The sequence below is a fragment of the Vibrio mytili genome (assembly GCF_000830505.1).
In the GTDB taxonomy this organism is placed as follows: domain Bacteria; phylum Pseudomonadota; class Gammaproteobacteria; order Enterobacterales; family Vibrionaceae; genus Vibrio; species Vibrio mytili.
This window is the reverse complement of sequence record NZ_JXOK01000006.1, coordinates 56673-79887: the sequence shown is the minus strand read 5'-3', so window position 1 is coordinate 79887 and position 23215 is coordinate 56673. Positions and strand designations below refer to the sequence as shown.

Annotated in this window: 14 protein-coding genes and 8 pseudogenes; 7 read left to right on the top strand and 15 right to left on the bottom strand. The window is 46.3% G+C overall.

Annotated elements, in window-relative coordinates:
* Positions 1 to 8: 8 nt before the first annotated feature.
* The 13 genes and pseudogenes from SU60_RS02750 to SU60_RS02690 form a co-directional block, all read right to left on the bottom strand.
* Positions 9 to 620 (bottom strand): DUF3261 domain-containing protein, encoded by a 612-nt coding sequence (locus SU60_RS02750; RefSeq protein ID WP_041154208.1) that lies wholly within the window; start codon positions 618 to 620, stop codon positions 9 to 11.
* Positions 617 to 2957: pseudogene (locus tag SU60_RS02745) on the bottom strand (MMPL family transporter). The gene SU60_RS02750 and the pseudogene SU60_RS02745 overlap by 4 nt, the downstream one beginning before the upstream one ends.
* Positions 2923 to 3536: pseudogene (locus tag SU60_RS02740) on the bottom strand (outer membrane lipoprotein carrier protein LolA). The pseudogenes SU60_RS02745 and SU60_RS02740 overlap by 35 nt, the downstream one beginning before the upstream one ends.
* Positions 3536 to 3982 (bottom strand): acyl-CoA thioesterase, encoded by a 447-nt coding sequence (locus SU60_RS02735; protein WP_041154207.1) that lies wholly within the window; start codon positions 3980 to 3982, stop codon positions 3536 to 3538. The pseudogene SU60_RS02740 and the gene SU60_RS02735 overlap by 1 nt, the downstream one beginning before the upstream one ends.
* Positions 3982 to 5533: pseudogene (locus tag SU60_RS02730) on the bottom strand (HAL/PAL/TAL family ammonia-lyase). Before SU60_RS02730 ends, SU60_RS02735 begins: the two are co-directional and overlap by 1 nt.
* Positions 5517 to 7223 (bottom strand): glycosyltransferase family 2 protein, encoded by a 1707-nt coding sequence (locus tag SU60_RS02725; protein ID WP_041154206.1) that lies wholly within the window; start codon positions 7221 to 7223, stop codon positions 5517 to 5519. The pseudogene SU60_RS02730 and the gene SU60_RS02725 overlap by 17 nt, the downstream one beginning before the upstream one ends.
* Positions 7216 to 7583, bottom strand: a pseudogene (locus SU60_RS02720) (ApeI family dehydratase). Before SU60_RS02720 ends, SU60_RS02725 begins: the two are co-directional and overlap by 8 nt.
* A 42-nt stretch (positions 7584 to 7625) precedes the next feature.
* Complete coding sequence (locus tag SU60_RS02715) at positions 7626 to 9008, bottom strand: AMP-binding protein (RefSeq protein ID WP_041154205.1); 1383 nt, start codon at positions 9006 to 9008, stop codon at positions 7626 to 7628.
* A gap of 4 nt (positions 9009 to 9012) precedes the next feature.
* A complete protein-coding gene (locus tag SU60_RS02710; RefSeq protein ID WP_041154204.1) occupies positions 9013 to 9573 on the bottom strand; it encodes a COG4648 family protein in 561 nt (186 codons plus the stop codon).
* The gene (locus SU60_RS02705; protein WP_041154203.1) at positions 9573 to 9830 is read right to left on the bottom strand and encodes an acyl carrier protein; all 258 of its coding nucleotides are present in this window, start codon (positions 9828 to 9830) and stop codon (positions 9573 to 9575) included. Before SU60_RS02705 ends, SU60_RS02710 begins: the two co-directional genes overlap by 1 nt.
* A 15-nt stretch (positions 9831 to 9845) precedes the next feature.
* Positions 9846 to 10106 (bottom strand): phosphopantetheine-binding protein, encoded by a 261-nt coding sequence (locus SU60_RS02700; protein WP_041154202.1) that lies wholly within the window; start codon positions 10104 to 10106, stop codon positions 9846 to 9848.
* A 13-nt stretch (positions 10107 to 10119) separates the two neighbouring features.
* Positions 10120 to 10887, bottom strand: a complete 768-nt coding sequence (locus SU60_RS02695; protein WP_041154201.1) for a lysophospholipid acyltransferase family protein — start codon at positions 10885 to 10887, stop codon at positions 10120 to 10122.
* Complete coding sequence (locus SU60_RS02690) at positions 10884 to 11615, bottom strand: beta-ketoacyl synthase chain length factor (RefSeq protein WP_041154200.1); 732 nt, start codon at positions 11613 to 11615, stop codon at positions 10884 to 10886. Before SU60_RS02690 ends, SU60_RS02695 begins: the two co-directional genes overlap by 4 nt.
* Before the next feature lie 71 nt (positions 11616 to 11686).
* Between SU60_RS02690 and SU60_RS02685 the strand changes: the two genes are divergently transcribed.
* The 3 genes and pseudogenes from SU60_RS02685 (at position 11687) to SU60_RS02675 (ending at position 14497) form a co-directional block, all read left to right on the top strand.
* The gene (locus tag SU60_RS02685; protein ID WP_041154199.1) at positions 11687 to 12079 is read left to right on the top strand and encodes a hypothetical protein; all 393 of its coding nucleotides are present in this window, start codon (positions 11687 to 11689) and stop codon (positions 12077 to 12079) included.
* 102 nt (positions 12080 to 12181) lie between these two features.
* A pseudogene (locus SU60_RS02680) lies at positions 12182 to 13251 on the top strand (methyltransferase).
* Between the two features lie 5 nt (positions 13252 to 13256).
* A pseudogene (locus SU60_RS02675) lies at positions 13257 to 14497 on the top strand (NAD(P)/FAD-dependent oxidoreductase).
* A 98-nt stretch (positions 14498 to 14595) separates the two neighbouring features.
* Here SU60_RS02675 and SU60_RS02670 read toward each other — a convergent pair.
* A pseudogene (locus SU60_RS02670) lies at positions 14596 to 15920 on the bottom strand (hemolysin family protein).
* A gap of 138 nt (positions 15921 to 16058) precedes the next feature.
* Between SU60_RS02670 and SU60_RS02665 the strand changes: the two are divergent.
* Positions 16059 to 17291, top strand: a complete 1233-nt coding sequence (locus SU60_RS02665) for a DEAD/DEAH box helicase (protein ID WP_041154198.1) — start codon at positions 16059 to 16061, stop codon at positions 17289 to 17291.
* Positions 17292 to 17406: 115 nt separating this feature from the next.
* Here SU60_RS02665 and SU60_RS02660 read toward each other — a convergent pair whose 3' ends face one another.
* The gene (locus tag SU60_RS02660; RefSeq protein ID WP_041154197.1) at positions 17407 to 19011 is read right to left on the bottom strand and encodes a BCCT family transporter; all 1605 of its coding nucleotides are present in this window, start codon (positions 19009 to 19011) and stop codon (positions 17407 to 17409) included.
* 386 nt (positions 19012 to 19397) lie between these two features.
* Between SU60_RS02660 and SU60_RS02655 the strand changes: the two genes are divergently transcribed.
* The 3 genes and pseudogenes from SU60_RS02655 (at position 19398) to SU60_RS02645 (ending at position 23111) form a co-directional block, all read left to right on the top strand.
* On the top strand, positions 19398 to 20060 hold the full coding sequence (locus tag SU60_RS02655; protein ID WP_041154196.1) for a potassium channel family protein: 663 nt from the start codon (positions 19398 to 19400) through the stop codon (positions 20058 to 20060).
* Entirely contained in the window at positions 20057 to 21424 is a 1368-nt protein-coding gene (locus tag SU60_RS02650; protein WP_041154195.1) for a TrkH family potassium uptake protein, read from the top strand. The genes SU60_RS02655 and SU60_RS02650 overlap by 4 nt, the downstream gene beginning before the upstream one ends.
* A gap of 218 nt (positions 21425 to 21642) precedes the next feature.
* Positions 21643 to 23111, top strand: a pseudogene (locus SU60_RS02645) (protein adenylyltransferase SelO).
* Positions 23112 to 23215: the final 104 nt, after the last annotated feature.

Genomic DNA, 23215 nt, shown 5'->3' with positions numbered 1-23215 from the left:
CTTTATTATTAATTTATCTGATGCTGTAGTGTTTGAATAGAAATTGAAAACGCTTGTTTCTGGTGATGAAACTCAATATCTCCCTCTAGGTGATTGGAGGAACTGTACTGAATAACAATCACAGATTCACCGTCACCATCAACAATGGTGCGTGAGTATGGTGTATCAACCATTCGCCAGCTTACCTTATTTAATGGGCCTTCCCAAGCGGAACTCGGCCACAGTGTGAGCATCAGGTTAAACAACACCTGTTCTGGCTGTGGTAGTGACTGTTGTAAACCATTGAGCACTTCTGTCTTTACTGTATGTCCATCGTAAGACAACGAGAGGATACGAGTACCCCAAGAAGAAAAGCCCGCTAACACCACATCTTGGTTTGTGACTTGCAACTGGACGGGAAGTTGTTCGGTTTTCTTGTTTCCTGCAACTTGCCAAGATGCTGTGATCAACTGGCTTGCCGTTAACGAGTGACCAAGGCTAGCTGGTGTAGGCAGCGTAATCTTGATGTTCGGAGCAGCTTCTACCTGCGTTGATGCGTGTTGCGGCACGAGGCTACAGGCTCCCAACAGTAGGCCGAATAGAACGATCGTAGCGCGGTAAAACGTTTTTAGTTTGCTCATGAGGTCACTTCCTCTGATTTTATGGCCATAGGTGAGAGCAGCCAAGCCACGAAAATACCGCTGAGTACCGTGATGCCAAAACTATGAATGGCGTGGGTTTGGCTCAGTGACAATAACCCAAAGGACAGTACCGTCGTGATGGCAGACAAAGTGATCGCCAGTAATGTGCTTAAACTGCGGGCTTTCTCGGCAAAAAACAGCGTGTAATCAATACCAATACCGAGTATCAGGATCAGTCCGAGCAAATTGAACAGGTTGAGCGTTGCTCCGGTAGCGGCTGCGGTTGCCAGTCCACATGCACATGCAATCAGGACGGTAGAAAAATTTGCCAGCTGTGGGCTACGCCATAGCGTTTGATTAACACGAGCAAGATAACCGCACTGGCGGCGGCCAATAGTTCCATAATCTTAACGCGATATTCGCCAAACAGTGACGAAACTTCTTCCGCTTTGTTTAGGTAGGTGACATTGGCTTCAGATTGGGTAAATGCCTTGACCACTTCTGGATGTTGCAGGTGGTTGAGCACGATAATGGCAGCAGAAAGCCCTTCTATCTTGTTCAAATAGAGAAAACGTATCGGTGCAGAAACAGGGTGTTGTAAATACGCCTCTAGCGTGACAGGAGCAAATACGTCGTTGAGTTCCGGGAGGTCGCTGAGTTGCAATGCAGTGCTCAGTTGGTTTGCTTGGTTCGCATAAAGGTCGCGTACGAGCTGATGATCGTGCTGCTGACGTTCAATCGAGCTCACATACTGATGCAGGCTCTGATAGCCTTCAATAACGTGCTCGGATTGCCATGAAGCTAACGTTGGCGTTAGCGATTCCAGCTGTTCTAGTAAACGTTGATTGTTTTCTGCGGTGACGACCAACATTTGTTGCGAAGATTGCATGCCGCTGAGCTTGGTGACCAGCGCTTCTTGCTGTTTGAGGTCTTTTGGCATGGCTTGCAGCAGATGAATATCGTCATTATAGTTAAGGCCCACTAAAAAGTAGCCACTGAAAAGGGTACAAAGGGTCGGCAGTCCTATTTTTAACCAAGGCTGCTGCCATACTTTCAGCCAGCTGGACAACAGTGACGCCCGGGTAACGTCGCGTTGGGATGTGATGGTAGAGAGGCGAGCAATGGATACCAAGCCACGACCGTCGCGTAAGCCGCCACTAAACCAATCGAAGAAAATAGAGCAAGTTGTTGTAGCCCTGGGAATGGCGCGACCAGCATACCGAGGTAGCCAATCAAACTGGTGACTAACCCAAGCGTAATGGCGATGAAAATATGCTTGAGACCTTTTCGGCTGTCCCAACTGGCGCCCGCTGCGAGCCGCTCAGTAAGATAGTGGAAGGCATAATCGATGGAGACCCCGATCAAGCTGGCACCGAAGACTAAGCTAAAGAGATGCACTTTGCCAAATATCCACGTTGTGATTGAAAGTGCGACGAGCAACCCGATGGCTATCGACAACAGGGCGAGTGACAAAGGCATGGCACTGCGGAATACGAAGAGGAACAAGAATACAATACCAAGCAGCGAAAAAACGCCAATGGTACTGATTTCGGACTTAGCACTTTGGGTGCCAAAGTCGGCGTAGAACAAGACACCTGTGTGAGCGATGTCTGCGTGAAATGCCTTTTCGACGTTCTCTTCTAGCGCACGAATATCAGGCACCGCTTGTTGCCCTTTAATACTGTAGGGTGAGTGATTGAGCTCTGCCGTCACAAGCAAGTATTGTCGACCTTCCTTCTGCGTCGATAGGTAGCCGTTATCCAGTCGGAAAGACGAAGATTGTTGCGTAACTTGCGTTAAATAGTCCCGAAATAACAAAAAGGGGTCACTTTGCAGCTCTTGCCCGGTCACGCCAGAAAACGGGTTATAAAGGGACTGCACAACGTGTTGAACCTGCTTCGCTGGGTTGTGACTTAGGCGTGTTCTCTGTTCTGGAGTCAGAAACTGAAAACGGTGCTGGAAGTAATAATTGGACCACGCTTGCTGCTCTTGCAAAGAGATCTTACCAACCACCTTATTAAAGTGTGGCATTTGGCGAAGCCCTGACTCTAAGGCGGATACCGCTTGGAACAACGCTTTTTTCTCCGTCGCGGTCAGCACAAATACGACTTTGTCACTCAGACTGGCAGAGACGGATTCAAATGCTTGTTCCGCAACCGGGTTCTGCTGATTCTTCGGCAGCAGTTTTAATATGTCGGTCTCTATTGGCGAGTTTGCGTTCCACAACCATTGTTTGAGCAGCAATACGCTGGCCAAGACAACAATGCTTAGCCAAGCCAGAGCTAGGGAGCGCGAACCAAGGCTAAAACGAGAAGCGGAATTGGGCGTCTTCAGCATCCGTCAGTTCCTGTGGTATCGAAGTTTGATGGCTAAATTCAATGTCAGTTTTATCACCACGTAATTCTTGCAGCGTGAGGTTGTCAATGTGCTCGTTACCAGATAACACAATCGACTTAAAGACAGCATTAAGGGGGGGCTGCTTAGGGACTAATACCAATCGCCACTGACCTTTATCGGCTGAAAAATCCAATGAGAACTGCGTTTTTAAAGCGGTTGTATCACCGTGAAACACAGACAGAAAAATACGGCTGAAATAGAACGCCATTGGGTTATCTTTGGCCGAGATCGTTTTTGGTTCTTGATCGGCAAACGTTTGAGAAGTTTGTTCTCAGTGAGGACTAAGTTGACTGGAAACGGTGTGTCCTGTTGCCACAGCAACCCATGCATTTTACTGAGTGTAAAATGACCGCTAGAACGCAAAGGCTGATTGAACATGTCAAGATGACGCTGTTGGGTAAAGTCGCCGCGCACCACTGGATGTTGTGATAGCTGTTGTTGCAGCGACGTCAGGTCGGTGACATTTGCCCATGCGGAAACCGAAAACAGTAGCGCGAAGGAGAGAAGCCATTTTTGCATCAATTGACGCTCCCTTGGTTATGCCACTGCGTCACTTTGTCCAAAAAAACCGATGGTGAGACAAAACACATCTCTTGTGTTTCGATTGAGACCGCGACTTGAGTCGTGTGCGCTTTACACATGCGTTGATGGCTGTCGGCATCGTAAATGATGTAATCCACGCGTAGACGATTTTCCCACTCGGTCAGCTTTGCCGTAATACGAATTCGGTGATTGAAGGGGATCGCTTTGACATATTTGACCCGAGTGTCGATGATCGGCCACATGTATCCTGAATCTTGCATGTCACGATAGCTGTATTGAATTTTCTCCATCAATACGCGGCGTGCTTCTTCGAAATAACGAAAAAAGTTACCGTGATAAATCACGCCCATGGGGTCGGCATCTTGAAATGAGGTGACCATTGTCACCTCCGCTTCTAATGGATAGAGAATTGGGTCTTGCATTATGCCTCCGCGTACAATGACCAGTGACGTTGCTGAATTCGCCCAATGAAGTGACGCAAATCCGACTCTAACGGGCGATCTTCAATCACAAATTCAAACTCGGTTAGAACGGCATCACGAATCATTCGTAAGTTGTTGCTCATATGGTGTTCGTCTAATTCGTTATGGCGACGACGAATTTCAACCGCTTGTACACTCGCGAGCAGTGATGCTGCGGCAACTTGCTCGGTGAGCTCCAGCACACGCAAGCAATCGCGAGCCGCAATGGTGCCCATGCTGACTTTGTCTTGGTTATGGCATTCTGTCGAACGGGAGAATACGCTTGCTGGCATTGTGTTTTTCAGGCTTCTGCTGTCCAGGCAGAAATGCCAATCTGCACGCTTTAAAGCCATGGTTGATCGGTTTACGTTCGCCTTCTGCACCGGTTAAGTTAAACGGTAGGCCATTGTTAAACTTATAATCCATCAGCTGTGCCATTTGTCGATCCAACAAATCAGCCAGGTTGGCAATGTTCACTTTCAACGTATCCATCGCCATGGCAATGTGACCACCGTAGAAGTGACCACCATGCAGTACACGTTCGTTGTCGCCATCAATGATAGGGTTGTCGTTGGCACTGTTGAGTTCATTTTCTATTAACTGTCGTAGCCAAGGTAGAGAATCTTGCACCATACCAATAACGTGAGGGGCGCAACGCAGCGAGTAGCGATCTTGCAGTCGGTCACTGTTACGAGGTGGACGTTCGGCGTTCAAGTCGTCTCTCAGCCAACGAGCGACTTGCTGTTGCCCTGGATGTGGTTTGACCGCGAACAGAGCTTCATCAAAGTGGAAATCATTGCCTTGCATACCAACCGATACCATTGCCGTAATTTTGGTGCACAGCTGCGCCAGGTACTCGGCACGTTTGTAGGCGAGGCAGGCTAGGGCGGTCATGACAGACGTGCCGTTCATTAATGCTAAGCCTTCTTTAGGCTTAAGGCGGATAGGGTCGATACCGAGTTCGGTGAACACCTCTTGCGTTGATCTCACGTCACCTTTGTATAGAACTTCGCGCTCACCGATGAGCGTGGCCGCCAAATAAGACAGAGGCGTTAAATCACCGCTTGCACCAACTGAGCCTTCTTGCGGAATACGTGGGGCAATGTCGTGATTAATCAGTGTCACAATTTGGTTGAGCAAGTCATGAGAGACGCCAGACACACCTTGAGATAATGAACACAGTCGGGTGGCGAGCACCGCGCGGGCTTGTTCATGAGTTAAAATCTGCCCCAGTCCACAGCCATGAAAACGCGTCAGATGAAGTGGTAGTTCATCCACCAATGCGGGCGGAATTGCCACAGTACACGAATCACCATATCCGGTTGTCACGCCATAAATCACGCCTTCTTCTTGCAGCAAACGTTCTAAAAATGCTACTCCGCGGTCGATTTTAGCGTTGAAGTCCGATGATGCGTTCATGGCGGCTTTCGCCCCGTGCGCTATGGCAACCACATCTTCAATCGTAAGCGGTTGAGCACCAAAAGTAATGTTGTGATTAGTGTTGTTTGTCATGTGGCTGATTACTTAACGTCCAGAAGTTAAAAAAGTTATACCATTGCAAAGGCGCTTGCAGCGTGTGGTGTTCTAATCGCTGAGCATAGCGTTGTACGACCTCTTCCAAGGCGTGTTGGCGCGCTTTACGCGGTAAGCTGATTTGGTCACTAAAATGTTCAAAATAGACATTAAAGTGTGGCGTACTCGCAGTATCATCTCTTAAGCCAAACAGGAGATAAACGGGGGCTTTTAACACGGAAGCGAGCATAAATGGCCCCTGCGGAAATGGCGCGGGCTGACCAAGAAAGTCCGCCCAAACCACGCGACTCTCTTTGCTGGTGGAAGTGCGATCGCCAACGATCACCACCCACTCACCTTGCTCGATTTTCTGTTGCAGCAAAATAGCGGTATCTGGTCCCATTGAGCTGACTTGGATAAGGTTGAGTTCTGAACTCGGGTTCACCGCCTTCATCACAGCATTAAACTGCTCAGCGTGTTGGGTAAAGACTAACGCATTGATTTTAATATTAGAGTGACGGCGGCCTAATGCGCGACACAGTTCAATATTCCCCAGGTGAGAGCCAAGAATGAGCACCCCTTGTTTTTGTTGCGCCATCTCTTCGAAGTGATGCTGACCATGAATCGTCAAGTTGTCGGCACTAAAGTCACCTTGCCACGCCGCCAGTTTGTCGAGCATAGTGCGACCAAAAGAGAGCAGGTGTTGGTAGCTGTTTAACTCTTGGGGTAAAACAATATTCTTATCCTGAGCATACGGTTTCAAAATAGACAGATAATGTTCAGAGGCTTCTCGAGCCGACTTTCCTGTCCAGTGATAGTAACGCATGACCAACTTTAAAATCAGATCAAACACTTTTCGACCAAACAGACGATAAACAGCCAGCAAGAGTTTGATGCCGAATACGGTGCCTTGTTCTTTTCGCTTAGACCAATGCGTGTTGGTGTCGTCAGATTTGGCTGTTTTCCGCAACAATAAAGAAGGAATACGTGGCAACATGCCAAAGAATAAGCGGGTGTGCATCCAACTGATTTTAACGTTGTCCCACAACACATCAAAGTGAGAAATGCCACCTTCAGGGTAGATCACGCGCGTTGGGACAAAATCAACATCGATCCCATCCCAGTACATTCGTACCATTATTTCGGTATCAAAATCCATGCGTTTGCCGATGTTATATTTATCCAATACAGCAACGGTTTGACCAATAGGGTAGGCACGGAAACCACACATGCTGTCTTTGATTGATAAAGACAAGGTTTCGATCCACACCCAAACGTGGGTAGCGTAGCGTCCGTACAAGCGAGATTTAGGCACACTGTCATCATAGATTGGCTGACCAGAAATCAGCATATCCGGCTTTGATTCACTGGCACTCAGTAAGGCCGGCAGTGCCGTCAGGTCGTGCTGTCCATCCGCATCGATCTGAATTGCGTGACTATATCCTTGCTGATGAGCATGACGTATACCCGCCATGACAGCGCCGCCTTTACCTTGATTCTCAGCAAGGGTGATTAATTCAATACAGTCCTGTTGTTGCAGCGATGCCAACGCACGCTTGGTGGTGCCGTTACTGCCATCGTCGACGATGATGACTGGCATAGCAAAGGGCAAGAGCGATGTCACGACATCGGCAATGGTAGTGCCGTGATTGTAGCAAGGGATCAAAAAACACGGGCGATACTCACTCACTAGGCTGCCCCAGTTTCATTTTTCCGGATGAATGCGTGTTCTGTGTGTCATGGCTACCCGAGGTGTATTTAAAAGCCAATTTTCCTTTTTCACCATCCCAGCTCAGGCTAAGTGAACGATGGAGTTGGGTAGGATGGGCTCTTGGAACTTAATCACTTCCATTCCTTTAAATGCAGTGGGTGTTTTCAGGTACTGGATGGCATAGAGCAGCGCCCAGTCAATTTGCGTGACACCGGGTAAAAGCGGAAAGTGAGCAAAGTGTCCCTTAAAATCGAGGATGTCTTCATCAACTCGTAGCACCAGTTCAGCGGTGTTTTGGCTCACTTCAATATGTTTAATTGTCGGTTTTCTTTTTTCCATATGATTTATTGCTACTGGAGCTGCCTTGTTGCTGGAGCAGTATTATTGGAATAATTTTTCCATTTCAGCCACTTGGCGTTTGCCCTGGCTATTTAGCGGGATTGCTTTTACCACTCGGTACTTTCTCGGAATCGCAAGAGGTTCTAGCCAGTGACGGAGCGTGTTTCGAAGTTCAATCCAAAACTTACCTTTTCCGAGTTCGTTGAGCTTATGTTCGCCTTCAACGGTAAGAACAATGATAGATACCAAAGAAAGTCGTTGTGATTCTTCAAGGGGAATGACCACGCTTTCTTCAATCCAGGGTAGCTGTTCTAACCGTTTTTCGACTTCAACCAATGAGATGCGTTTTTCTTCCACCTTGACGATTCGATCGGTGCGTCCACGCAATTCAAAGTGAATACTATCATGGAAATAGCACTCGTCTGCGGTTTGGTACCAAGCGTTTTCATCGATGTGTGGAGAGCGAAGTTTTAAACAGTTTTCATGGTTGAGAGCGGCGTCAATGCCGGGGAACAGCGTCCAGGCTGTATTTATTGCATGCTGCTTTCGATAAGCGATGCCGCCGGTTTCGGTGCTGCCAAAGACTTCAATAGGTAATGACCCCAAGTGTTGCTGAGCATGCAGTGCCGCGTGATTAGGCAACGGTCCGCCAGACGAAAAGACACTACGCATATCAACAGAACCATGCTCTGCCGTCATTCGTTTGAGTAACGCAGGGCTGCTGATTAATGTGGTAGTTGAGTCTGTGCGTTGGACAATTTGCTCAGGAAATTCGAGGTTGTAAACAGCAAACGGGCGTGCGGAACACAGTGGCCACAGCACTCGAAAGAGCAGACCGTAAATGTGCTGGTGTGATACGGTACTTTCGACACGCGTGTCTGCAAGGTGTTCTCCCCAAAGTTGGTCGAGAATGGCTACTTCAATATCGAGTTGCTTGAGTGTTTTTGCGATGGCTTTAGGTGTGCCACTGGAGCCAGATGTAAACAGTGTCACTGGCGTCGCGGCCAGGTCCAATTCACGCCAAACAGCAGGGCGTTTATCCTGTTGTGCTCTCAAGGATTGCACCTCGACTGACAACGTCGTCAGTGTGTCCGGTACGTCAACATCACCATCGTGTAAGACCAAATCATAATGGTCATAAAGTGCTTTTAACGCTTCTGGTTGATAGTTGCCCGGTAACACGATGGATTTCTCAGCGTAAGCGCAAGCCACCAAGCTGACGGAAAACAGATAGCTGTTGCCGAAGCACAACGCGATATCATGCGCTGGCTGGCTTTTAAGCTGTTGTACAAGTGCTGTAACGTGTTGTTGAAAATCACCCCATGTAAAGTGTGTATTGCGATGATACGCGACGGGGGATTGTTCGGACCTTTTCGCTTGCATTAATGCGGCTAAAGATAGTCTGGTAGACGAGGCAGAACTCATTCCGTTAATGATCCTTTCGAACAATTTGACGCACAACCCACTCTGCTGCGAATAAAGTGCCGACAAGCAAATAACTGATTAAACCGTTATAAAGTGTCCAAACTTTGATTGGTTGAAAGCAAGTATAGAGAGCGATAGAGGCATTAAGCGCAAAGAAAACGCACCAAACCACAGTGACGTTGCGCGTGTAGCTGACACCACTTGGAGGAAGTTCGGGTTCTTGTAGCCGAGCTAACCGCTCTATCAGCGATTGCGGCTGTTTTAGGCTTAGAGAAAAGACGCACAACATGCACAAATTCACCGCGACAGGATAAAACGTAAGCAGGCCGTGATCCTTAAATATCAAACCAAGTGTCACGAGAAAAATGCCCACGGCACCACTGGTGAACGCGAGAAATTTGAACTCTTTTAGCGGGGTCTTATTTGCGACAAAGACGCGCAGCAGTAACGCGACTATGAGCAAGCCCCCAACTAAGTTCAGACCAAATCGGTCAATACCGAAGTAAACCGCGAAAGGGTAGGCAAGCAGTACAATTGCAGACAGACCAGTCAGCAATTGGCGCATTAACTTTCCTTAAGTAACTCAGCGACCGCATTGACGACATCGTCGACGGTTCTTACAGCGCTAAATTCAGCTGGCTTGATCTTTTTACCCGTGACATTTTGTAAGTGAACGACAAGATCCACGGCGTCTATGCTGTCTAAATCAAGGTCTTGGTATAAATGCGCGTTTGGCTGAATATCCGCAGCGTCAATTTCAAATAGTTCAACAAGTGCATCTTTAACTTGGTCAAATACTTGATCTTTATTTATATCCGTCATGAAACTACCTACAACTTAAGCCTTGGTTTGAGAAGAAATGTATTTCGCGAGATTGGCGACAGAAGCAAAATGCTCACGTGTGTTTGAGTCGTCGGCGTCAATCACGATGTTGTATTGCTTTTTAATCGCAAGTCCAAGCTCGAGTGCATCAATAGAATCCAAACCCAGTCCGTCTCCAAAAAGGGGAGCTTCGGTTTCAATATCGTCGATGGTTAAATCTTCTAAGTTTAAAGCATTAATAATAAGTTGCTTGATATCGTTGTGTAACTGTTCCACTGGACCCTGCTTATCAATTTGTGTTGTCGGGGAAAATACTATCAGCCAAGTGCTGCTGCACGCGTCTAGCCGCGATCGTAGGGGACGTAGTTTGCTTTATAAAGGGAGCAATCTCAACTTTATCCTTAACTTCTACTTGGAAAAAGGGCTTTTCTGATGGAACTTGATACCATTTTGTTTGTTTTGTCAGAAAATTAGGACTCACTGAGATATGGATAATTCTGATATCTCGTTTTGTCCGTACTGCAATTTGCGCAGCTCCTCGTTGAATTTTTGATTCAACGCCGGGCGTGGTTCTGGTGCCTTCAGGAAAAATGAGCAATACATTGCCAGCGTTAAACCGCTTTTCACACAGAGAGATTAAATCGTCTGGTGTTTCATTGGGTATATATCCCGCGGCTTTTACGATTTGCTTCATGAAAGGGTTAGACCAGATCGCGGATTTCACTAAACAGTCACAACTGGGCAACTGAGAAGCAATTAATACATAATCAATCAAGCTTGGGTGATTGGCGACAATTAAACAGTTGCGATCTCGTCGAAGAATGTCGGCGCCAATAATTTCGTAATCCATCACGCGGCTGAACTTCATGAGTTTACAAAACGTGTTAAAAGCAAACTGTATGGTTTTTTGAACTTTGTATTCGCGCTCGGTTGGATTGGAAACGAAAAACCGTAGGATGGGAATAATGATAAAGCTCAGTAGTAAGCCACCTAAGCCAAATAGCACAAAGCAACAGCCAGTCGCCAATACGCGCCAATATTGATTTAAACGCTTCATTTTTGATGCCATTCCCACGTTTGACGCTGGGCGTGAATCTGCCACTGATTGCAATGTGATAGGTAATGTTTCAAAAACGTCAACCCTTGAGGAAGTGGTTCGTGATTATGTGTCGCGACTGATGATGATTTAACAACCTTAATCTCATCACCACTCGACAGAATTAACCCCACACTAAATGCTGGATAATGTTGGTATTCGAACTCGTGGTAAGCATTCGGTAATGGTTCATCAAAGTCCACCAACAAGACCTTTTTGCCTGGGTTATCAGCCAAGAATAACCACGCTTCCAAAATCGCACTTTGAAACGTGTTGTCTGATGAAGACACGGAGGTTAACGGAATCGACTGTTTGGTTGCAATTGTCGCCAAACCCGCAGCGGTATTATGAACTGACTGAGAAAACGCCATTGGAGAGGCCACTTCCCCTTGGATAATATCGCTAATGATCCCAAAGCTACGATGAAGTTCACCATGCCGACTGGCAAAGACCAAATAGTCGACTTGGTGGACGTTTAATAACTCGATGGCCGTATTTACTGCTAATTTACTGATGGTGCTCATTCTTCTGCGCATCATGGCGGGAATTAAAGCAGCGTTTATTTTTTCATCAGTTGGCCAGTGGCCATTTATTGCCCACTGTTTCCAGTCATCAATTTCTGATAAACCAGCTGAATTTGCTTTCCATGCATCAATATTGAAGGATAATGTTAACTGAGAGTTTGGCATAATTGATTAAATTGTTTATTTTAAGGCGCAATACAGTAAAATTTTTCAAAGTTATTATTAAAGGATTCAACATGGTGCGCTTTAAGTGGTTTATTCCGTTGCTCTTTACGTTATTTGTTGTTGGGTGTGCTCGTGTCGAGCCAGTCAGAAATATTGAGAATACTCCAGTTATTTATGATCTTCAAAGTTATCAAGTCAAGCTGGCTATTACGCAGGCTGCCAGTCATCGCGGCTGGCAGATTGAAGAAGTCAGCCCAGGCGTCCTGTTAGCTAAAATCAACGTTCGCGATCACTATGCAGAAGTGAAAATTCCGTACAGCGATAAATATTACTCAATTCTTTACGTGAACTCTTTCAATCTTGATGCGGCGGGTGGCAATATTCATCGTAATTACAATGGTTGGGTGCGTAATCTAAATATGGATACACAGCGACTTCTAGCAATGATGGCGGGTCAGCCGTAAAATAGTGTCATAAAACTTCAGGATGCAGAATGTTGTTTTTTGCGCAAAGCTCTGTATTTTGAAGTTATTTGAATATTTTATTTCCAGTAGCTAGGTCCAATAGTGCCAAATCAAAAACAAGATCCTTTCAACGCCCTTGAGGCGAAAACAGAAGCGCAAAAATTATCGTTCGCTCCCATCGTCTTCCACACTGCCAGAACGCTGAGAGACTTAGGTATTTTAACCGCACTTGATGAAGCGGGCGCTGAGGGCATGAGTGCCGTCAACATTGCTGAAAAAACGGGCGTCTCTGAGTACGGGGTTAAAGTGTTGCTGGATATGGCGGTCAGTGCACATATTGTCTTATGGGATAAACCAAATTATTCCCTAGCAAACTTAGGATTTTACTTGTTGCATGATGCATGACGCAAGCCAATATGGATTTTACCGCCGACGTTTGCTATGCCGCGATGATGCATTTGACCCAAGCCATCAAAGAAGGCAAGCCCGCGGGATTAAAAGAGTTGGGTGAATGGGAAACCATTTACCAAGGGCTTTCTTCTTTGCCTGAGCAAGCCAAACAAAGTTGGTTTAAGTTTGACCACTTTTATTCCGACCGTTCTTTCCCACTATTACTTCAAGAAGTCTTTGCAGGTAAGCCAAAACATATCGTTGATATTGGTGGCAATACCGGTAAATGGTCAATGCAGTGTTGCTGCCATGATCCTGATGTTCAGGTCACGATTGTCGATCTGCCACAACAATTAGACATTGCCATGGCAAATGTCGCTGAACATCAACTCAGTGACCGGATCAAGCCGTATCCTGCGAACATGCTGGATAAGAGCCAAACCTTACCTGAACAAGCGGATATCTGGTGGATGAGCCAGTTTTTGGATTGTTTTTCTCCGATAGAGATTTTAAACATTCTGAAGAAAGTAAAAGCACAGTTGACGCCAGGAGATACAATTTACGTGCTTGAGTTATTCTGGGATGCACAAAAGTATGAAGGTGCCTCCTACAGCCTCAATGCGACGTCTCTTTACTTTACGTGTTTAGCGAATGGCAACAGCCGTTTTTATCGCAGTGATGACTTTCTTGAAATCGTCGAAGCAGCAGGGTTGGAGGTCATTGAAAGAACCGATGACATTGGCCTTGGTCATACACTATTAAAACTACAAGCAAGCCAATAAATAGAATGAAATCAGAGCGTAAACAGGTCGTCGTTATTGGTGCGGGGCCGTCAGGGTCGACCGTTGCCGCATTATTGAAGGGGCGAGGGGTGGACGTTGTCGTGATAGAAAAGGCGACGTTTCCGCGATTTTCTATCGGTGAGAGCTTGTTACCTGCCTGTATGGAAGTTATTGAACAAGCTGGAATGCTGGATGCGGTAACCCAATTTGGCTTTCAGTACAAAGATGGTGCAGCTTTTCGTCGCAAAGGCATCTATACCCAATTTAACTTTGAAGACAAGTTCACTGATGGCCCGGGGACGACATTTCAGGTTCAACGTGGCAATTTCGATAAAGTATTGGCGGACAGTGCAGCGGATCAGGGTGTCGAGATTCGTTATCAGCACGAGTTGCAAAGTATAACGTTAGACGATAACCAGTCACGATTAACCGTGATTGGCCCAGGGCAGAATACTTATCAAATTGAAGCGGATTTTGTACTCGATGCGAGCGGCTTTGGTCGCGTTTTGCCTCGATTACTTGGCCTTGAAGAACCCTCCTGTTTGCCGCCGAGAGCAGCCATTTTTACTCATATCAAAGACAATATCTCACCGTCAGAAATAGAATACGACCGCAACAAGATCCTTATCTCTGTTCATCCGGATAATCAAGATGTCTGGTATTGGCTCATTCCATTTTCTAACGGCACCTGTTCACTCGGTGTGGTAGGAGAGCCTGAATTTTTTGATAAGTATCCCACTGACAAGATTGCTGCATTGAAACAGTTGGCAAATGAGGAAGCGGGATTAGCTTCTTTATTATGTCATGCGGAGTACCCTAATCAAGCAGGGGAGCTCGGTGGGTATTCTGCAAACGTTAAACAGCTGGCGACAGAAAAGTATGCCTTGCTTGGTAACGCGGGGGAGTTTTTAGATCCGGTTTTTTCATCGGGCGTGACGATTGCGATGAAGTCGCTGAGTTTGCCGCCGATTGTGTGGTTCGCCAGTTAAAGGGAGACGCGGTGGACTGGCAAGGTGAATACGCTGAGCGATTGATGATAGGAGTGAATACTTTCCGCACCTACGTAGAAGGTTGGTACAACGGCACGTTGCAAGATGTGATTTTCTACCAAAGCCCTAATCCACGTATCAAGCAGATGATCAGTTCAATCCTTGCCGGTTACGCATGGGATACCGAGAACCCTTACGTTAAACATAGTGAACAACGTTTATCAGCCTTGGCGGAGTTCGTTCGGCAATCGGAGTGAACCCCCATTCTTGGCCGCTGTATTTCATCGCCCCTCTGCTCATCAGTGGGGCGTTTTTATTCAAGTATCTGTATCAATGCAGCCCCTGATATTGGTGGTTAATCTTCGTCGCTGTGTTCTACCGCCTGTGGCTCCGTTATGGTCTCTAACGGCGAGATCTTCACTTGGATGATGCGGTTGCTTTTTACCCGCAGTACTTCGAAGCGCCAGTTTGATAGTCGATGGTTTCGCCTTGTTCAGGTACGCGACCCAGATGGCAGGTAAGGAAGCCGTTGAGCGTCTGGAAACCTTCACTTGCTTCCCCTTCAATAGTGGTGAGTGCCAGCTTATTTTTGAGCTCGTTGATTGGAATTAAGGCATTCATCAGCCAGGTGCCGTCTTTTTGCTGCTTAGCCCATAACTGTTGAGATTCCATACCCAGTTCACCAGCAATAGATTTAAGTAGATCGTACAAGGTGACCAAGCCCTGTACATCGCCGTATTCGTCAACCACAAAGACCATCTCTGCACTGGTTTGCTGCATATAGTTGAGCAGAGGTAACCCTTTCAACGATTCCGGTACAAATCGCGGTTGTTTGAGTTGTTTAGACAGACGTTCAAACGACAGATTGTCATACTCATCCAACAGTACTTTAGATGAAATGGTGCCAATGATGTTATCCAAACTACCTCTGCATACTGGCCATACAGAATGTTGGGTTTGACGTAGGTTGAGCAGAGTATCCTCAATTGGATGGTCAGAATCGAGATAGTGAATACTGCTGCGTGGTGTCATCAAGGAAAGCGCGGGACGGTCATTCAGGTGAAGTAGATTATGAATCATGAGTTGTTCTTGCGGTTCAATGGCTCCAGACTCTGATCCTTCGGTGACGATCGCAACAATGTCATCTTCAGTTATGGTGTCGCCGTTACTTTCATTTTGCTTTATTAGCCGTAACAGGGAGTTGGTGGTAAATGTTAATAGAAACACGAATGGCTTGGTGAGCTTCGCCAACCAATGAATCGGATAGGCAGCGTTGATGGCAATAGTTTCAGCGTTATTCTGTGCAATACGTTTTGGCACCAACTCACCGATGACAATGGCAAAATAGGTGATGAGCAAAACGATGCTAAAGGTGGCGATCACACTGGCCACTTCTTGGTCGATGCCTTGTTCATTCAGCCAACTTGCAAACGGGACGGAAAGGGTTGCCTCGCCAAAAATACCACTTAACAGACCAATCACGGTGATGCCGATTTGAATCGTCGATAAGAACTGCGTAGGGTTATTTTTCAGGTCGAGCGCGAGGGCTGCACGGCGGCTGTTGTTTGCCATCATTTTGAGTCGGCTCGTCTTGGCAGCGACAAGCGCTAATTCTGACATGGCGAACAGACCATTTAGCACGATTAAGGCGATCAAGCCTAGTAGCAGCAAAATATCCATGAAACCTTCTAGTCAAATCATCAATGTTGAATATATTCAAAGGATAGGTGGTCGTCCTTTATTGTGCCGACTATTCCTTCTGTCACTTAATCAGGATTCTGATACACTACGCGCCCAATCCTCTGTTGAGACGTTACTATGCCATTTTCTAAGCTTGGTTTGAGCGCACCGATCACTGAAGCTGTGACTGCGCTTGGTTATGAAAAACCGACTTCTATCCAACAAAAAGCCATTCCAATTGTGTTGCGCGGCAGTAACTTGATCGCAGCAGCGCAAACCGGGACAGGTAAAACGGCCAGCTTTGTTTTGCCTATTTTAGAAAAGCTGAGCCAAGGTGAAACGCAGCGGAAAAAGCGTGCACGCGCCGTGATTCTTACCCCGACCCGTGAGCTTGCGCTTCAGGTTCATCAGAGTATTGAAGCGTATAGTAAGAATTTATCTCTACGGTCCATGGCCATGTTTGGCGGTGTTGATTATGCGCCACAAAAACAAGCCTTGATTGACGGAGTCGATATCGTGGTCAGCACGCCAGGTCGATTGATCGATCTGTATGGACAACGCGCCATTCACTTTGATGAAGTAGAAGTTCTGGTCTTGGACGAAGCCGACAAGATGCTTGATATGGGGTTCATTGATTCAATCGATAAGATCGTTGACTGCATGCCACAAGAGGTACAGAGCTTATTGTTCTCTGCGACTCTGTCGAATCCAGTTCGTGACTTAGCGAAGAACGCGATTGTTGATCCGGAAGAAATTGCCATTGCTAAGCACAGTGCATCGAAATCCAACATCAAACAATGGATCACCACCGTAGATAAAGACATGAAATCGTCTTTGCTCAGCCACATGCTAAAAGAGAATGACTGGTCACAAGTGTTGGTGTTTATTGAGACTAAGCACGGCGCAGCTAAGCTGGTCAGCCAATTAGAAAAGCGCGGTATTGTTGCTGAAGCTTTTCATAGTGGACGTAACCAGCGCGTTCGACAGGAGCTCATCGAGAAGTTTAAAGCTGGTGAAATCCAGTACCTAGTCGCAACAGGCGTTGCCGCGCGCGGTATCGATATCGACAATTTGCCAGTGGTGATTAACTATGATTTGCCATTCCCAGCCGATGAATATGTCCACCGAATTGGACGTACAGGCCGTGCGGGTGCCCAAGGTGAAGCGATTTCTTTAGTATCGAAAGATGACTTTAAAAATCTATGTATGATTGAAAGTCGTTTGGGTCATTTGCTTGAACGCGTTGAAATCGAAGGCTTTGCCCCAAGAAAACCGGTACCGATTTCGATTCTAAATTACGTACCGAAGAATAAACGCAAGCCACAAGATAAATCACGCCATAATGCGGATAGAAATAGCGCGTCAAATTAGTTGTCTTGATATACCTTGAGCGTACTCATATCTAGAGTGTAAGTATAAAAACAAGCCGCATCATAACGATGCGGCTTGTTAGATTTTGATACTGGTATAGCTTAGCACCAAACCATTATCGCGCTTTTACGGTTACTTGCTGTTTAATAAACTCGGGTTCTGTTCGCATACCCATGATCAAACTGACACACATCACCAACAGAATAATGGTGAATGGCAGGCCAGTCGAAATAGCACCAGCTTGCAGTGCTTGTACGGCTTCCGTACCACCAACCCAAAGTAGAACCGCGGCAATCGCCCCTTCGATTGAAGCCCAGAAGATTCGTTGCGGCACCGGTGCGTCCAATTTACCGCCCGCTGTAATGCTATCAACGACAAGCGATGCTGAGTCTGACGAAGTGATAAAGAAGACCATGATCAACACAATAGAGACGGTTGATAGTATGGTGCTCATTGGCATGGCTTCATACGTATAGAAAAGTGAAAGCGTAATATCGCTTAGACCATTTGTGCCCAGCTCTCCCACTTTATTGATCACTTGATCAATAGCTAAGCCACCAAACGCAGACATCCAAATTAGTGTGATGGTGGTTGGAATGATGATCACTGCTGTCAAAAATTCACGAACGGTACGGCCTTTAGAAACACGCGCAATAAACATACCGACACATGGGGACCAAGAAATCCACCAAGCCCAATAGAATACTGTCCAACCATGCATCCAAGCTTGGTCTTCACGACCAAATGGGTTACTCAGAGGAATGATGTTTTCGATGTAACCCATTAACGTTGTTGGTAGTGAGCTTAACGCTACTGTTAATCCAGCAAGGATAACAAATATCAGCAAGGCGAATGCAATCCCCAAGTTGAGGTTACTCAGCACTTTTACACCACCATCGATTCCGCGTACTACGGAGATGATCGCCAACGTGGTAACAAAAGCGATCACTGCCATTTGCATGCCAGTTCCCCCTTCGATGCCCAATACGTGGCCAATACCACTGGCGGCTTGTTGTGCGCCAAGGCCCAATGAGGTGGCTAAGCCAAACAGTGTGGCGATTACGGCCAGAATATCAATGACGTGGCCAAACGCTCCCCATGTCCGATCTCCGAGGATAGGATAAAACACAGAGCGCATCGATAGGGGAAGACCTTTGTTATACGCAAAGAAGGCCATGGACAGAGCAACGACCGCATAGATTGCCCAAGGGTGAAGACCCCAGTGGAACATGGTTGCGCCCAACGCCAGTTGCTTTGCTTCTGGCGTAAAAGGTGTCACGTTAAGTGGCGTTTCATACCAACCAGTGAAGTAAGCGACAGGTTCTGCTACCCCCCAAAACATCAGACCGATCCCCATACCTGCGGCAAACAGCATGGCTATCCACGATAAGTTGGAGTGCTCTGGCGTTGCGTCTGCACCACCGATTCGGATTTTTCCAAATGGAGAAAAAATCAGAACAATACAGAATATTAAAAAGGCATTACCCGCCAGCATAAACAAGTCATCGAAGGTATTGATGATTTGCCATTTTATTCCGTCAAGTCCTGCTTTTGCTGTGGCTGGATCAACCATCAGTAACGCAACTAGGAAAAGAATGATCAAACCAGCACTTGCACCAAAAACAGGGTTATGAACATCAAAACCCCACTTTTGCACATTGTCCTGTCCGACCGTGTAGTCAGTATTCTCTATACTGTACTTATCATTGTTTGTAGACATTATCCCTCTCAAACTGCTTAGAGTACAAATCAATTTGTCGGCGCAAACTATACCAGAATATAACTCATGTAGGTGATTTTGTGATGTTTGTCTTAATTTTGATAATATTTATGCCAAAAAAATGCAATGAGCACGAAATATATGCTTTGTGTCGAGCGCTGTTTAATTGAGGTGGTTTGCCGTTAAATTCGCGAAGTAATTAAGAAGGAAGTACGAACGAAATTATCTTAGTATTTCTGGAAAATATTGATTTATGTCATATGGTTATTGGTGCAAACTCAGATGATAAGTAAGTCTTTGCTTAATTTCTCGTTGTTGAGTTTGCACTGAACACAGAATAAGCGCAAAATTTCGCTCCTGCTATTAAATGCATAAATGAGGCACAAATGAAAACGGGTGATAAACAATTCGCTGTGATTGGTCTGGGTCGATTTGGTATGGCGGTATGTCAAGAGCTGCAAGATGCAGGCTCAGAAGTCTTAGCTGTCGATATCGATGAAGATAAAGTCAAACAAGCCGCTGGATTTGCCAGTCAGGCTATCGTAGCAAACTGTACCCACGAAGAAACCGTCGCAGAGCTGAAGCTTGATGATTACAACATGGTGATGATTGCGATAGGCACCGATGTTAACGCCAGTATTCTTGCTACCTTGATTGCGAAAGAAGCAGGGGTCAGATCGATTTGGGTAAAAGCGAACGATCGATTTCAAGCTCGGGTTCTGCAAAAGGTTGGGGCTGACCATGTGATCATGCCAGAACGCGACATGGGAATACGTGTTGCGCGTAAAATGCTTGACCGACGTGTCCTCGACTTTCACCCATTAGGCAGTGGCCTTGCCATGACCGAGTTTGTCATAGGATCAAAATGGATGGGCAAAACATTAGGCGATCTTGCGTTGTGCAAAGTGGAAGGTGTGCAGGTTTTAGGCTTTAAACGTGGACCACAAATCATCAAAGCACCAGAATTGGATGCTCAGTTAGAAATTGGTGACCTCATTATTGTCGTAGGTCCTCAGGATATGCTTGCCAATAAACTAAAATCACTATGAATCAATTTCACCAGAAGGGCGTGTTTTACGTCCCAGATAATAAACGAGAAAAAGCGAAGGGCAGTGAGCCTAAAATAATCTTAGTGAGCTTTCTCGGTGTATTACTGCCTTCTGCAATTTTGCTGACGTTGCCGGTCTTTTCGGTTTCTGGCTTGTCGATAACCGATGCTTTGTTTACCGCGACGTCCGCAATCAGTGTAACGGGTTTAGGTGTTGTGGATACTGGTCAACACTTTACTTTGCCCGGTAAAATACTTTTGATGTTCCTGATGCAAATCGGCGGTTTAGGACAAATGACCCTGTCGGCGGTATTGCTATATATGTTTGGGGTTCGGATCAGCTTGCGTCAACAAGCGTTAGCGAAAGATGCGCTAGGCCAAGATCGTCATGTGAATCTCAATAAACTGGTCAAAAAAATAATTGTCTTTGCACTGGTTGCAGAAACAATAGGCTTCATTTTTCTCTGCTTTCGTTGGGTCCCGGACATGGGATGGGAAACGGGCATGTTCTACGCATTATTCCATTCCATTTCTGCTTTTAATAACGCCGGCTTTGCTTTATTTTCTGACAGTATGATGAGCTTTGTGGATGATCCTGTCGTTATCTTCACCCTGGCAGGGCTGTTTATTTTTGGTGGTTTGGGTTTTACGGTTGTCGGTGATATTTGGCTCAACTGGCGCAGAGGGTTCAGAGCGCTACAGCTTCACACTAAAATCATGTTGGTTGCGACCCCGTCGTTACTTTTGTTCGGCACTGTGCTGTTTTGGCTGTTAGAAAGAAGCAATACCGACACAATGGCGTTATTGCCAGAATCCGGACAATGGCTTGCTGCATTTTTCCAATCAGCCAGTGCTCGAACCGCGGGTTTTAATAGTGTTGATTTGGCGTTATTCACCCAGCCCGCACTGCTGATCATGATTATCTTGATGTTGATTGGCGCAGGCTCTACTTCCACGGGTGGTGGTATTAAGGTTTCGACATTTGCTGTGGCATTTATGGCGACTTGGGCGTTTCTAACTCAGAAAAAACACATCGTGATGTTTAAGAGAACCGTTAACTGGCCAACAGTAACCAAGTCACTCGCGATTATTGTGGTTAGTGGCGCCATTCTTACTACCGCGATGTTTTTGTTGATGCTGACGGAAAATGCGCCATTCGATAAAATTTTGTTTGAGACGATTTCTGCTTTTGCTACGGTAGGCTTAACCGCTGGACTCACTGCGGAGCTATCGGAGCCGGGCAAATACATCATGATTGTGGTAATGATCATCGGTCGTATCGGTCCACTGACTTTGGCTTATATGCTTGCTCGTCCAGAACCTACTCTGATTAAGTACCCAGAAGATACGGTATTGACCGGTTGATTTATAAGAGAAACATCAGAACCTTGCTTTGAGCGTTTAGTTAGAAACGTCGTCACTAATACTAATCTCGCTTTTGACGTAAGCCACTCGTTTCGAGTGGCTTATTTGTTTTCGAGCGATAGAAGCAGTAAATACCCATGTTTAATTCATGGCTGAATGACAATTGGGATCAGACGTATACTGACTAGTAGTTAGTCTTTTTAGATAAGGAACCCAACATGTCCATTTGGCAAGGGGTCAATTTCACCCATCGTTACAGCCAACTGCCTTCGGCGTTTTTCACTTTCATAGAGCCACAGCCGCTACAGAATACACAGTGGGTGGTTTGGAATGGTGATTTCGCACAGCAGTTTGGTTTGCCATCTTCGCCTGATGAAGCGTTACTCAACGCTTTTTCCGGACAAGCTAACGTTGAGGAATTTCGTCCGTTAGCAATGAAATATGCTGGGCACCAATTTGGCGTTTATAACCCTGACCTTGGTGATGGACGAGGACTACTTCTTGCCGAAATTCAACATCAGAACGGTTCGTGGTTTGACGTCCATTTAAAAGGCGCAGGACTAACCCCGTATTCGCGTATGGGCATGGTAGAGCGGTGCTTCGCTCGACGATTCGTGAGTATCTATGCAGCGAAGCCATGGCTGGGTTGGGTATTGCGACGACTCGTGCGCTAGGCATGATGGTCAGTGATACGCCCGTATACCGAGAGAAAACCGAACAGGGTGCGCTATTGATCCGTATGACGGAGACGCATATTCGTTTTGGTCATTTTGAACACTTTTTTTACACCAATCAACTTGCCGAACAACAGTTACTCGCTGACAAAGTGATTGAGTGGCTCTTCCCGGAATGCTCTCAAGCCGAGCAGCCTTACGCTGCGATGTTTGCGGCCATTGTGGAAAAAACCGCAGATATGATTGCACAGTGGCAGGCGGTTGGGTTTGCCCATGGAGTAATGAACACCGACAACATGTCGATTCTTGGTCAAACCTTCGATTACGGACCATTTGGCTTCCTCGACGACTATGATCCAAGTTATATCTGCAACCACTCCGACTACCAAGGTCGTTATGCATTTGATCAGCAGCCGAGAATTGCATTGTGGAATTTGTCTGCGCTGGCTCATGCTTTGTCTCCACTGGTGGAACGTTCAGATCTCGAGGCTGCTCTAAGTCAATTTGAAGTCCGTTTAAGTCAACAATTCAGTCGTTTGATGCGTAACAAACTGGGTTTAAAAACTAAAATAAAAGAAGATGCGCGTTTGTTTGAGTCGATGTTTGAGTTGCTTAATCAGAACAAAACAGATTATACCCGTTTCTTCCGCGCGCTCTCCAATTTAGACAGCAAGCCACCTCAAGAAGTGACCGATTTATTTATAGATAGGGAAGCGGCGCAAGCTTGGCTGGATCTCTATCTGGCGCGATGTGAATTGGAAGTGGATGACGTTGGTCGACAAATCACGCCGGAGCAACGGTGCGAACAAATGCGCAGTGCAAACCCTAAGTACATTCTCAGAAATTACCTCGCGCAGATCGCTATTGATAAAGCTGAAGAAGGGGACTTTACTGAAGTCCATCGTTTGGCCGCGTTACTCCGTAGACCTTACGACTCGCAACCTGAATATGAGGAATACGCCAAGTTGCCACCAGACTGGGGTAAAAAAATGGAAATCAGTTGCTCATCGTGACAGGTTGATGCAAAAATTTGTTAACAAGATGTGACATTGATCCGCAAGGGGTTCAAACTATTAAAAATATTTGTTAATCGGGTTCGCTTTGAGGAATTACACTG

Bases quoted from the DNA above. Each gene is read 5' to 3' on its own strand.
- SU60_RS02695 (WP_041154201.1), bottom strand. From the start codon at position 10,887: ATGAAGCGTTTAAATCAATATTGGCGCGTATTGGCGACTGGCTGTTGC.
- SU60_RS02705 (WP_041154203.1), bottom strand. From the start codon at position 9,830: ATGACGGATATAAATAAAGATCAAGTATTTGACCAAGTTAAAGATGCA.
- SU60_RS02685 (WP_041154199.1), top strand. From the start codon at position 11,687: ATGGTGCGCTTTAAGTGGTTTATTCCGTTGCTCTTTACGTTATTTGTT.
- SU60_RS02655 (WP_041154196.1), top strand. From the start codon at position 19,398: ATGAAAACGGGTGATAAACAATTCGCTGTGATTGGTCTGGGTCGATTT.
- SU60_RS02650 (WP_041154195.1), top strand. From the start codon at position 20,057: ATGAATCAATTTCACCAGAAGGGCGTGTTTTACGTCCCAGATAATAAA.
- SU60_RS02665 (WP_041154198.1), top strand. From the start codon at position 16,059: ATGCCATTTTCTAAGCTTGGTTTGAGCGCACCGATCACTGAAGCTGTG.
- SU60_RS02735 (WP_041154207.1), bottom strand. From the start codon at position 3,982: ATGCAAGACCCAATTCTCTATCCATTAGAAGCGGAGGTGACAATGGTC.
- SU60_RS02715 (WP_041154205.1), bottom strand. From the start codon at position 9,008: ATGAGTTCTGCCTCGTCTACCAGACTATCTTTAGCCGCATTAATGCAA.
- SU60_RS02690 (WP_041154200.1), bottom strand. From the start codon at position 11,615: ATGCCAAACTCTCAGTTAACATTATCCTTCAATATTGATGCATGGAAA.
- SU60_RS02710 (WP_041154204.1), bottom strand. From the start codon at position 9,573: ATGCGCCAATTGCTGACTGGTCTGTCTGCAATTGTACTGCTTGCCTAC.
- SU60_RS02750 (WP_041154208.1), bottom strand. From the start codon at position 620: ATGAGCAAACTAAAAACGTTTTACCGCGCTACGATCGTTCTATTCGGC.
- SU60_RS02660 (WP_041154197.1), bottom strand. From the start codon at position 19,011: ATGTCTACAAACAATGATAAGTACAGTATAGAGAATACTGACTACACG.